The organism is Leeia speluncae, assembly GCF_020564625.1.
Classification (GTDB): Bacteria; Pseudomonadota; Gammaproteobacteria; order Burkholderiales; family Leeiaceae; genus Leeia; species Leeia speluncae.
Genome location: NZ_JAJBZT010000005.1, coordinates 340,397 through 350,468, shown reverse-complemented (window position 1 = coordinate 350,468; position 10,072 = coordinate 340,397). Strand labels below are relative to the sequence as shown.

Annotated in this window: 10 protein-coding genes; 6 read left to right on the top strand and 4 right to left on the bottom strand. The window is 47.6% G+C overall.

What is annotated here, in order from left to right:
* The first annotated feature begins 69 nt into the window (after positions 1-69).
* The 5 genes from LIN78_RS11435 (at position 70) to LIN78_RS11415 (ending at position 5,481) form a co-directional block, all read left to right on the top strand.
* Positions 70-861 carry a transporter substrate-binding domain-containing protein gene (locus LIN78_RS11435; RefSeq protein WP_227180962.1) on the top strand — a complete coding sequence of 264 codons (792 nt, stop codon included), beginning with the start codon at positions 70-72 and terminating at the stop codon, positions 859-861.
* A gap of 57 nt (positions 862-918) precedes the next feature.
* Positions 919-1,821, top strand: coding sequence for a homocysteine S-methyltransferase family protein (locus tag LIN78_RS11430; RefSeq protein ID WP_227180961.1), 903 nt, complete (start codon positions 919-921; stop codon positions 1,819-1,821).
* Positions 1,822-2,260: 439 nt separating this feature from the next.
* The gene (locus tag LIN78_RS11425; RefSeq protein ID WP_227180960.1) at positions 2,261-3,697 is read left to right on the top strand and encodes a circularly permuted type 2 ATP-grasp protein; all 1,437 of its coding nucleotides are present in this window, start codon (positions 2,261-2,263) and stop codon (positions 3,695-3,697) included.
* A complete protein-coding gene (locus tag LIN78_RS11420; protein WP_227180959.1) occupies positions 3,691-4,617 on the top strand; it encodes an alpha-E domain-containing protein in 927 nt (308 codons plus the stop codon). The genes LIN78_RS11425 and LIN78_RS11420 overlap by 7 nt, the downstream gene beginning before the upstream one ends.
* Positions 4,618-4,677: 60 nt before the next feature.
* Positions 4,678-5,481, top strand: a complete 804-nt coding sequence (locus tag LIN78_RS11415; protein ID WP_227180958.1) for a transglutaminase family protein — start codon at positions 4,678-4,680, stop codon at positions 5,479-5,481.
* Positions 5,482-5,495: 14 nt separating this feature from the next.
* Here the strand turns inward: LIN78_RS11415 and LIN78_RS11410 are convergent, their stop codons facing one another.
* Together LIN78_RS11410 and LIN78_RS11405 are read right to left on the bottom strand one after the other, a co-directional pair.
* A complete protein-coding gene (locus LIN78_RS11410; RefSeq protein ID WP_227180957.1) occupies positions 5,496-5,819 on the bottom strand; it encodes an AzlD domain-containing protein in 324 nt (107 codons plus the stop codon).
* Entirely contained in the window at positions 5,816-6,529 is a 714-nt protein-coding gene (locus LIN78_RS11405) for an AzlC family ABC transporter permease (RefSeq protein WP_227180956.1), read from the bottom strand. Before LIN78_RS11405 ends, LIN78_RS11410 begins: the two co-directional genes overlap by 4 nt.
* A 232-nt stretch (positions 6,530-6,761) precedes the next feature.
* Here LIN78_RS11405 and LIN78_RS11400 point away from each other — a divergent pair, with 232 nt between their 5' ends.
* The gene (locus LIN78_RS11400) at positions 6,762-8,771 is read left to right on the top strand and encodes a methyl-accepting chemotaxis protein (protein WP_227180955.1); all 2,010 of its coding nucleotides are present in this window, start codon (positions 6,762-6,764) and stop codon (positions 8,769-8,771) included.
* Positions 8,772-8,832: 61 nt separating this feature from the next.
* Here the strand turns inward: LIN78_RS11400 and LIN78_RS11395 are convergent, their stop codons facing one another.
* Both LIN78_RS11395 and LIN78_RS11390 read right to left on the bottom strand, forming a co-directional pair.
* Positions 8,833-9,258 carry a hypothetical protein gene (locus LIN78_RS11395; protein WP_227180954.1) on the bottom strand — a complete coding sequence of 142 codons (426 nt, stop codon included), beginning with the start codon at positions 9,256-9,258 and terminating at the stop codon, positions 8,833-8,835.
* Positions 9,258-10,067 carry an AraC family transcriptional regulator gene (locus LIN78_RS11390; RefSeq protein WP_227180953.1) on the bottom strand — a complete coding sequence of 270 codons (810 nt, stop codon included), beginning with the start codon at positions 10,065-10,067 and terminating at the stop codon, positions 9,258-9,260. The genes LIN78_RS11395 and LIN78_RS11390 overlap by 1 nt, the downstream gene beginning before the upstream one ends.
* Positions 10,068-10,072 lie beyond the last annotated feature (5 nt).

Below are 10,072 nucleotides of genomic sequence, written 5' to 3'. Positions count from 1 at the left end.
ATGTTGTGAGCCAGTTGTTTCGAAGTAGAAATCGCTAATAGAGCCGTGTTTCGATAGAAGGAAAAGGGCATGCAAAATCGTGGTGGGTATCGGTTAGGTTCATTGGTGCTAGTGGCGGGGGTATTGGCTGCTAGCTCAGCGCAGGCGTTAACGATTCGGTTTGCCACAGAGGCTGCATACCCTCCGTACAACACTACGCTACCGAATGGCAAAATTGGTGGCTTTGAGCCAGAATTAATCGATGCAATCTGCAAGAAAATTCAAGCGAATTGCACCATTATTAAGAATGATTGGGATTCTGCGTTCACTAACCTAGACGCCAAAAAGTACGATGTGGTGGCAGATTCCGTGACGATAAATGCAGAACGAAAACAGAAATGGCTGTTTTCAACGCCCTACGCCAAAGTGCCGGTTTCATTTGTCGGTAAAGCCAAGCGCTTTCCGTACTCATACATTAGTGCGATGGAACTAGCTGGCCGTAAGGTGGGGGTGCAAGGTGGTTCTAGCTACGATACCTACCTGCAAAAAATGCTAAAGAATGCGGCGAATGTCTCTCGCATTACTTATGAAAAAACCGACGATATGTACAAAGCCCTAGCAAAGGGTGAGATTGATGTAGCGTTGGACGACATGGCGACGACGCAAGAGTCTTTCTTAAAAGATCACCGTAAAGATGGTTTTGAATTTGTTGGATCGCCAAGTCGAGACAAAAACATGGTGGGCGAAGGGGTTGGGTTTGTGGTTCGTCTATCAGACAAAGCACTAAAAGCCCAGCTCGATAAAGGGATTGAGATGGTGCGGCAAGACGGTACATTAACCACGCTTGCCCAGAAATATTTTATGTTCGGTATCGAGCCTTAATTTGGCATTGGTACAGTTTACAGAATGGTTTGCAGAAATTAGATAGAGGAATTGATTGTGGCTCAAACAGTAAAAATTTTAGATGGTGGCATGGGACGTGAGCTAAATCGAATCGGTGCGCCGTTTCGTCAGCCAGAATGGTCGGCGTTAGCACTAATGGAAGGGCCTGCCTATGTTGGCCAAGTGCACGATGCCTTTATCAATAATGGTGCAGAAATCATTACGACCAATAGCTATGCGGTTGTGCCGTTCCATATTGGTGACGAGCGTTTTGAGGCAAACGGCGAACAGCTAGCCGCGTTAGCTGGTCAATTAGCAAGAGAGTCGGCGAATAAAGCAGGCCACCCAGTGATGGTGGCAGGGTCACTCTCGCCAGCATTGGGTTCTTATCGCCCAGATTTATTTGTGGAAGCAGATTCCATCCGTATTCATCAAACCCTTATCCGAGGTTTGGATGCGTATGTGGATGTCTGGTTGGCAGAAACCCAAAGCTCCATTGCAGAAATCCGTGCGGCACATACTGCGTTAGCAGGTAACAGCAAGCCATTTTGGGTGTCGTTCACATTAGATGACGAATTCCCGGGAGAAGATGTTCAGCTGCGCTCTGGGGAGTCGGTGGCAGAGGCGGTAAAGGCGGCGTTGGCACTTGGTGTAAAAGCGGTGCTATTTAATTGTAGCCAACCAGAAGTGATGGCCTCTGCAGTGAAAGCGGCACGAGCAGAAATTGCCAACGCGGGTGTGTCTGTGGAGGTGGGGGTGTACGCTAATGCATTCCCGCCACAGCCAAAAGACGCGGAAGCGAATTCTGGCTTAGATGAATTAAGAGCAGATCTGGATCCTCCTCATTATTTGGTGTGGGCACAGCGCTGGGTAGAAGCCGGTGCTTCTATCGTGGGCGGATGTTGTGGTATTTCTCCAGAGCATATTGGGGAGTTGGCGAAAGCCTTTCATCCAAAATAATCTCTCTGAGTGATTGGTTCTTTAAAAACGCACCTATATGGTGCGTTTTTATTTGTCTATAGTAAAAGTGCCCGCCAAAATTATGACTAAAGGGTATTTGTTAGTTATTTCCTGTAAATTTGCGCTGGTACGCTAGCGAAAGTTGAATTTGTCGGTATTAATACGGGTTGGTACGCTTTTTGCATAGAAAAGGTACGCAGGTTCTATTGGTGTCGAACGGCAACAATAGAAGGGCAACCTACTACAAAAGAATGAACAAAAATTCGTAAAAGAATGTCAGGCCTATGAATGGTTTGATCAAAAACAAGGAGAACCCATTCCTTTTCGGCATCATAAGAATACCTATATTTGCCTGTACATGCAGCCGATCATCCGATCGGAAATAGCCAACAGACTCATAGCAATAGTAGTTATATAAGTAAGATGACGGGAGCCAATTATGCATGCACTCACGTTGCCACCAGCGCACATATTCGATGAGATGCTTTTACCAAGCGGTGTGGTTAGACCGCATTATCAGCGATTTGCCAATTGGCTACATGAACAAACCCCTCAAGAGCTAAAACTCAAGCATCAAGAGGCGGATTTGTTGTTCCGAAAAGTAGGGATTACCTTTGCCGTTTATGGCGATGAAAGTGGTTCTGAGCGTTTAATTCCGTTTGATACTGTACCTAGGATTATTCCAGGTGCTGAGTGGAAAGCTTTGGAAGAAGGCTTGGCACAACGGGTTACTGCAATTAACGCCTTCCTGCATGATATTTATCATCATCAGCATATTCTAAAAGCGGGGCTCATTCCTGAAGAGCAGGTCTTCCAAAACGCCCAATATCAGCCTGCTATGCAAGGCATTGACCTTCCGAATAATGTCTACTCACATATCACTGGCGTCGACCTAATCCGCCATAATGATGGCAACTACTATGTGCTAGAAGATAATCTACGCGTGCCGTCTGGTGTCTCGTACATGATCGAAGACCGCCGCATGATGATGCGCCTCTTCCCTGAGCTATTCGCTCGCCACATGGTGTCTCCGGTCGAGCATTACCCTAGTCTCTTACTACGTACTTTGCGTCAATCTACGCATGTAGATGATCCAACCGTGGTGGTATTAACCCCAGGTCATTACAACAGTGCGTACTTTGAGCATGCCTTCCTTGCGCAGCAGATGGGGGTGGAGTTAGTCGAAGGGCGAGATCTCTTTGTGAAGAATGATCGTGTGTACATGCGTACCACGGCCGGTCATAAGCAAGTCGATGTGATCTACCGCCGTGTGGACGATATCTTCCTCGATCCATTAGCCTTCCGCGCAGACTCAATGTTGGGCGTGCCAGGATTATTGTCTGTATACCGTAATGGCAATGTGGTGCTCGCCAACGCGATTGGTACTGGCGTAGCGGATGATAAATCCATCTACCCATACGTACCGGATATGATCCGCTTCTATCTCAATGAAGAGCCAAAGCTGAATAACGTACAAACCTGGATGTGCCGTAAGCCAGCCGAACTAGATTATGTGGTGAATAACCTCGCTGATTTGGTGGTGAAAGAAGTCCACGGTGCGGGTGGCTACGGCATGTTAATTGGCCCAATGGCAAGCAAACAAGAAATTGAAGATTTCAAAGCAAGAATCTTAGCCAACCCAGAAGGCTATATTGCGCAGCCAACGCTCTCGTTATCGACTTGCCCTACTTTTGTCGAGGCAGGTATCGCGCCAAGACACATCGATTTACGCCCATTTGTACTGTCAGGTCGTGAAATCCGTATGGTGGCGGGCGGCTTAACACGCGTAGCACTAAAAGAAGGTTCCTTGGTGGTGAATTCGTCGCAAGGCGGTGGTACCAAAGATACTTGGGTTCTGGAGGATGAATCATGCTAAGCCGTACCGCGTCGCACCTATATTGGATGGCCCGTTACCTTGAGCGTGCTGCCAATTTGTCTCGTCTATTAGATGTGTGTTTTACCCTGTCGCTACTCAATAATAAATCCGGTCAGGCGGTAATTGAGCTTTCCGCTCCGCTAGTCACCACGGGTTCTATGCCGCAGTTTTTAGAGAAATACCCAGCCGTTACCCAAGCTGCGTTATTGGATTTCTTGGTTTGGGATCAGGAAAACCCAGTGAGTATCATGGCGTGTTTAAAATACGCCAGAGAAAATGCCCATGCCGTGCGTGGCCGTATTTCTGCCGATATGTGGGAAACCATTAACGCCACTTGGTTAGAGGCCAAAAAGCTCTCCTCGCAAAAATCGATTGCACCAAAGTACTTCTTTGAATGGGTGAAAGAACGCATTCACCTGTTTAGCGGGGTGATGATGGCAACGATTTTGCGTAACCAAGCACACGCGTTTATTTTATTAGGTAACTTCCTAGAACGTGCGGATAACACCGCGCGGATTCTGATGGTGAATGCACCCTTACTAGAAGAAGGTAGCGAAGTCACACAAGACTTTTATCACTGGAGTTCATTGCTTCAATCACTTTCGGCTTTTCAGTCTTACCATGAGTTGTATACTGAAGAGATCACCCCTGCGACAGTGAGTGAGCTGCTGATTCTAGAAAAGGATATGCCACGCTCCTTACATGCCTGCGTGCGGGTGATGCAATCTACCTTTAATCAGATTAAAGGGGATAACGGCCGCAAAGCAAAACGCCGAGTAGCAGAGTTGAGTGTCAAACTTTCGCATACCACGATTCAGGAAATCTTTGAAACAGGCCTACAAACCTGGCTAGATGATTTTGTGACGGATACGCAAGAAGTGGGCGCACTCATCCATAATGCCTATCTTGATTCGGTGTAAGCTGTATTAGAACAGCAATCGGTGAGTTTATCGGTTGCTGTTCAAGTCACAGGAGGTTGTATGGCACTTAGAATCCGGCACGAAACGGTGTACGAATACGAGTCCCCCGTAAACTTTAGTACGCAATACCTTCGTTTATTACCGCGCAATGGCCCGCTACAGCAGGTGCTTCATTGGGAGTTATCTACGCCGCAACCTTGGTTTCTCACCAGAGATTTGTTTTACAACCAAGTGGCAGTATTAACCATTGATAAACCGACCAGCAAAATTTCAATTGTGGCGGAAGGCGTGGTAGACGTTGATCGAGATGGCTTAGCCACTGAACCCGATGTACCGCTATTGCCGCTTGCTTGGTTTTTGCGTAGTACCGATTTAACCGAGCCAGATCAGCAGCTAAGGGATTTTGCTGCCGCACATGCAGAGCTAATCAAAACGAACCCGGTCGCTGGCTTAGAAAAGCTATCGGAGAGTGTGTTAGCCGCTATGCCGTACCGCCCAGGGACGACAAGCGTAGCGACCTCTGCTAGCCAAGCTTTAGCCAAGGGCAGTGGCGTTTGTCAGGACCATACGCATGTTTTCCTCACCCTTTGCCGATTACTAAATCTACCGGCACGGTATATCAGCGGGTATGTGTATTCGTTTGACGATGAAGCCCATTTGGCGAGCCATGCGTGGGCAGAAGTCCGGTTGGCAGATGGTTGGCATGGTTTTGATGTGAGTAATAGCAACCGACCGGGAGAAACCCATGTACAACTAGCGCTTGGGCTAGATTACATGGATGCCTGTCCAATCCGCGGCGTGAGACGTGGTGGTGACGGCGAGCAACTCAAAGTCATTGCGAATGTGATGCTCGCCGAAGAGTGATGTGAATTATCTGGCTACGCGGCTAATACCAAGTATTTGTAAGCAAAGAAGAAACACAACCCCACCACAATCGTGACCAAGGCATTTTTTTGTAACTTGGCCACGAGAATCGTTACCAGCCCAGCAATCCACCACGGGTTGCTGGTGCTGAGTGCCAATTTATCCCCTTGTAACACCAGCATCGGAACGGTAATGGCGGTTAGTACCGTTACTGGCACAAAAGTTAACGCCGTTTTCAGGTTTTCTGAGAAATGCAGTTTCTCTCCCAACACAAAAAAGAATGCGCGCGGCAAGAAGGTAACGAGCATCATCCCAATAATCATTAAAGTATCTCTCATTGAGTAGCCCCTTTTTTTAGCAAATGATGGCAAAGCATGCCGGTTAGCACGCCGCAGGTAATTGCGGTCATTAGTCCGAGTTTGTACGGCCAGGCGATGGTGACGACAGATAGCACTGCAGACACGAGCGCGGCCAATAGCTTTGGTTTACTCACTAATTGCGGTACCACAATGCTGATAAACGTTACCGCCATGGCAAAGTCTAGTCCCAAGCCATCTAGCCCTGGAAAGGCTTGCCCAAACAACACGCCGATCAACGTGCACAATAGCCAATTAAAGTACATGGCAAATGCCGCCCCCAGAAAATACCAGTGCGATTGCGTATGGTCTTTCTCACTGCGGTAATGACCAATCATCACGGCATACGCTTCGTCTGTCAGTACGCCACTTAATAAGATTCTCCAGCGTAGAGGTAGATGTTTGACATGCGGTAATAGGCTTGCTCCATATAGCGCGTGTCTTAGATTCACAATAAACGTGGTTAGCCAAATAATGATTAAACTGGTGTGAGAGGCAATGAGGCCTGTTGCGATAAATTGGCTAGAGCCTGCAAACACAATGGCCGACATCATCATACTGTGGCCGGCAGCTAAACCACTTGCCGATGCCAGTGCGCCAAAAATAATCCCAAATGGGGCGGCCCCAACGAGCATGGGGATCATATCGCGCGCGCCGCGAATGCTTAATTGGTGAGCAGGGGAAAGTGCCATCTTTTTGTTCTCTCAAATCATCAGTGTCTAGCCTTTACCTTAGCGTTTTAAGTTTTATTTGCCTTGTACATTCTTGCGCTTTTTGGTGTGACGCTTATTTTTCATGGGATTGAAATGATTGCTGGCCTATTTCTTGCTATTCTTAATGACTAGGTTTCATAGAAAACCACCCACACTTTGACATTGCTAGCGGTGCCAATTTAGGACCATTTACAATAAAGGTATACAAATTATGTCATTGTTCTCCCCGGCAATCGCATTATTCGATCGCTTAGGCTATCGAAGCAAATTTACAGTCTTTGGCTTGGTCATGCTGATCCCCTCGATTTTATTAGCAGCCATGCTCACGCGATCGATGTACGAGGACTACTCGTTTGCCAACTATGAGAAAAATGGATTGGCCGTTTTGCAACCAGCGCACGCCTTGCTATATGAACTGGCATTGCGTCGTGGCGAGCAGAGCGCCCATTCCCAGCAAGCAAAAGAGTTTGCCGTTAAAGTCGCAGCACGGGATCAAAAGGTTCAGGCTGCACTGGCTAAGTTAGTCGCAGCGGATAAAGCCGCTGGTTTAGATACCGCGATGGCCCTGCAAGATCTGCAGAAAAAACTCGCCAAAATGCCGGCACCTTTATTAGATGGTGCGGAAAACCGTGCGAATAACGAGGCGCTCATTGGCGCTGTATTGAACTACATTGGTGTTGTCGCAGAGAAGTCGAACCTTATTCTCGACCCAGAAGCCGAGACCTATTACTTAGCCGATGGGTTTACCAATGCCTTACCGCAAGTGGTACGTGCCGCGAGTGAAATACGTGATATTGGTGCAGGCGCCTTAGCACGCGGCTTCCCTGCGACAGGTGATCGTGAAGCATTGGCCATTTCCTTGTATAACTTGCCAACTAGATTAGACGCGCTCAATAACGACCTAGACCACTTTGAGAAAATTTTTCCAGAAGAAAAAGCCAAGCTACAAGGTCTTCGCCAAACATTGATGAGTTCGGCCGCGAAACTGTCGGCGGTTTATGGCAAAGAAGTGGTCAATACCATGGCCTACACCATGGTGCCGAAAGACTTTTTAGCGCAGGCAGATCAATTTGATAATGCGGTATTAGCGATTAGCCAATTCATTTCTCCTAGTTTGGAGAAAGGTCTTGATAAGCGGATGATCAGTAAACGCACCGAATTGGTGCTTGGCTTGGCATTGATTTTGATCGCAATCGTGCTTGCCTTCTATTTGTTTGTGGCGGCATACCTCTCAATTGCCCGTGCAATTCAAGCCCTAGAGCAAGTTACTTCTGATTTGGCTGCTGGCAAATTATCTGCTCGTGCAAAGCTATCTACCAAAGATGAAACGGCGCGTGTCGCAGAAAGTTTTAATCGCATGGCAGGGCAATTTGCCTCTGTGTTACATCAGGCGAAACAAGCAGCAGTGGCTGTCTCAGGCGCCACTACTCGTTTAGTTAGTGATTCCTCACTCGTTGCGCAAGGCGCACAACAACAATCCGATGCCGTCTATACCGCATCAGACAATGTAAGAGACTTAGAAGGCAGCATTACCACTGTAAATAGCCGTGTACAACAAACGGTGAACCTCACTAGAGAAGCTAGTCAATTGGCTGAAAAAGGCCAGATCAGTGTGAAGAATGTCGAAACCGACATTCAAGATGTGGCAATGGCAGTAAGACAAGTATCAGGCACGGTGGAAGAGCTTTCTAAACAGTCTGCAAATATTGGTCAGATTGTGAGTGTGATTAAAGAAGTGGCCGATCAAACCAACTTACTGGCTTTAAATGCCGCGATTGAAGCTGCGCGTGCAGGCGAACAAGGCCGTGGTTTTGCCGTGGTGGCAGATGAAGTGCGTAAATTAGCAGAGCGAACTGGTCGCGCGACACAAGAAATCCATAGCAATATCATTGCGATGCAAGACAAGGTAAAGCAAACCGTGGTGACGATGGAAGCTGGCCAAGCCAAAGTGGATCAGTGTGAAGACCGTGCGCGTGCGGCAGCCGAAGTGCTAACCCAAATCCGTGATCAATCGAAAGCGGCAGAGTTGCAAGTAAAAGAAATTGCTTCGGTGACTGATGATCAGGCGAAGTCTGGGGAGGCAATTGCTAATCAGATTCAACTGATTGCAGATCTTGCATCATCCAATAAATCGACTGTTGGCAATACTGTCTCGGCGGTTAACGAAATGAAAGACAAAGCCATTGTACTGACTAAGGCGATCGAGCATTTCGAGGTTTAACCCCAGATTAATTTAAGTTGATCTTCAGAATGGCGATGCGTGCGACGCACATATCGCCATTTTATTTTTCGATGGGTAATAGCGCGTTCACTTTGCGCCAAAAGGTCAGCGTTAAACTTAAGTAACAAATCAAACCAATGGTGCCGGTAGAGAGCAATTTCCATTGAAAGGGCTGGTTAGACTGCCCCCATTGCCATAGTTGAACTACATTCCAAATAATCAATACAAAGCTCCACATTAACATCACTGCGGTGCTATTTAGCGGGTATGTTATGTGGCATTCGGCCGCATTATTTTGCTTAAATTCTGCATCTATATGCAGTGAAAATGCAGGCAAAATGCTTTTAAAATAGAATTTCGGCTTACTTTCTTCCGAGTGTAATTCTATCAGTTTTTTTGTTGATTTTAACCGTGTCAGATAGGCAAGTAAGGTGGATGATTCACCCTGCCAAGTATAGCTAGGTAACAAGTACAGCCAAGGTTTCATTAGGCGGCTTTCCAGTGACTTGGCGCAACGCCAAAGGCGCGTTTGAAATGCCGGTTAAAGTGGCTTTGGTCAGTAAAACCAAGTGCTGCAGCGGTTGCCGAGATAGATTGCCCTTGCTTTAACATCCCCAGTGAGCGATTCAGCCGTAAATGGTTGCGCCACGCATGGGGGGGCATGCCCACTTGCTGAGAAAACATTCTCGCGGCATGAAAGGCCGATAGCCCCGTTTCTGCTGCCAGTTGCTCCAGCGTTAGGCTGTCTTCTAACCGGCTAGACAAAACCTCTTTCATCCATGCTACATGCCGAATTGGTTTGCTGGTCTCATCCACAGGGGCAATGCCAGAATAGCGCGTAATCAACACACTCATTGCCTGATATAACCGGGTTTCTACTTCCAACCAATCAGGAAATTGTTGTTCAAGTAGTAGGTGAGCTTTTAGGAGTTCTTGTGCTAGCGGGATGTCGTGAATGACTTTGAGCGGAAACCATGGTGGTTCCACCGGTTTACCTGCTAGATCACTCGCGATTTTCTGCAAATAGCTAACCGGCGGATAAAAGGCGCGGTAAGTCCAGCCATCATCGCCTGCGCGCATTCCTGTATGCACTTCGCCGGGGTTAATCACGCCAATGCTGCCAAAGACTGCTAGGTGCTGTTCTCTTGCGTACTGATATAGCTGCGCCCCAGCCTGAATCACTGGCACCACATAACAGTCGTGCCAGTGCGGGCTGAAGGTGTGTTCAACATAATGTGCCGAGAGCAGATCCGTTTCCGGTAAAAGCGGGTGGCGAAATAGCCTGGCAACATCCATGTAAA

Bases quoted from the DNA above. Each gene is read 5' to 3' on its own strand.
- LIN78_RS11435 (WP_227180962.1), top strand. From the start codon at position 70: ATGCAAAATCGTGGTGGGTATCGGTTAGGTTCATTGGTGCTAGTGGCG.
- LIN78_RS11425 (WP_227180960.1), top strand. From the start codon at position 2,261: ATGCATGCACTCACGTTGCCACCAGCGCACATATTCGATGAGATGCTT.
- LIN78_RS11420 (WP_227180959.1), top strand. From the start codon at position 3,691: ATGCTAAGCCGTACCGCGTCGCACCTATATTGGATGGCCCGTTACCTT.
- LIN78_RS11415 (WP_227180958.1), top strand. From the start codon at position 4,678: ATGGCACTTAGAATCCGGCACGAAACGGTGTACGAATACGAGTCCCCC.
- LIN78_RS11410 (WP_227180957.1), bottom strand. From the start codon at position 5,819: ATGAGAGATACTTTAATGATTATTGGGATGATGCTCGTTACCTTCTTG.
- LIN78_RS11405 (WP_227180956.1), bottom strand. From the start codon at position 6,529: ATGGCACTTTCCCCTGCTCACCAATTAAGCATTCGCGGCGCGCGCGAT.
- LIN78_RS11400 (WP_227180955.1), top strand. From the start codon at position 6,762: ATGTCATTGTTCTCCCCGGCAATCGCATTATTCGATCGCTTAGGCTAT.
- LIN78_RS11395 (WP_227180954.1), bottom strand. From the start codon at position 9,258: ATGAAACCTTGGCTGTACTTGTTACCTAGCTATACTTGGCAGGGTGAA.
- LIN78_RS11390 (WP_227180953.1), bottom strand. From the start codon at position 10,067: ATGGATGTTGCCAGGCTATTTCGCCACCCGCTTTTACCGGAAACGGAT.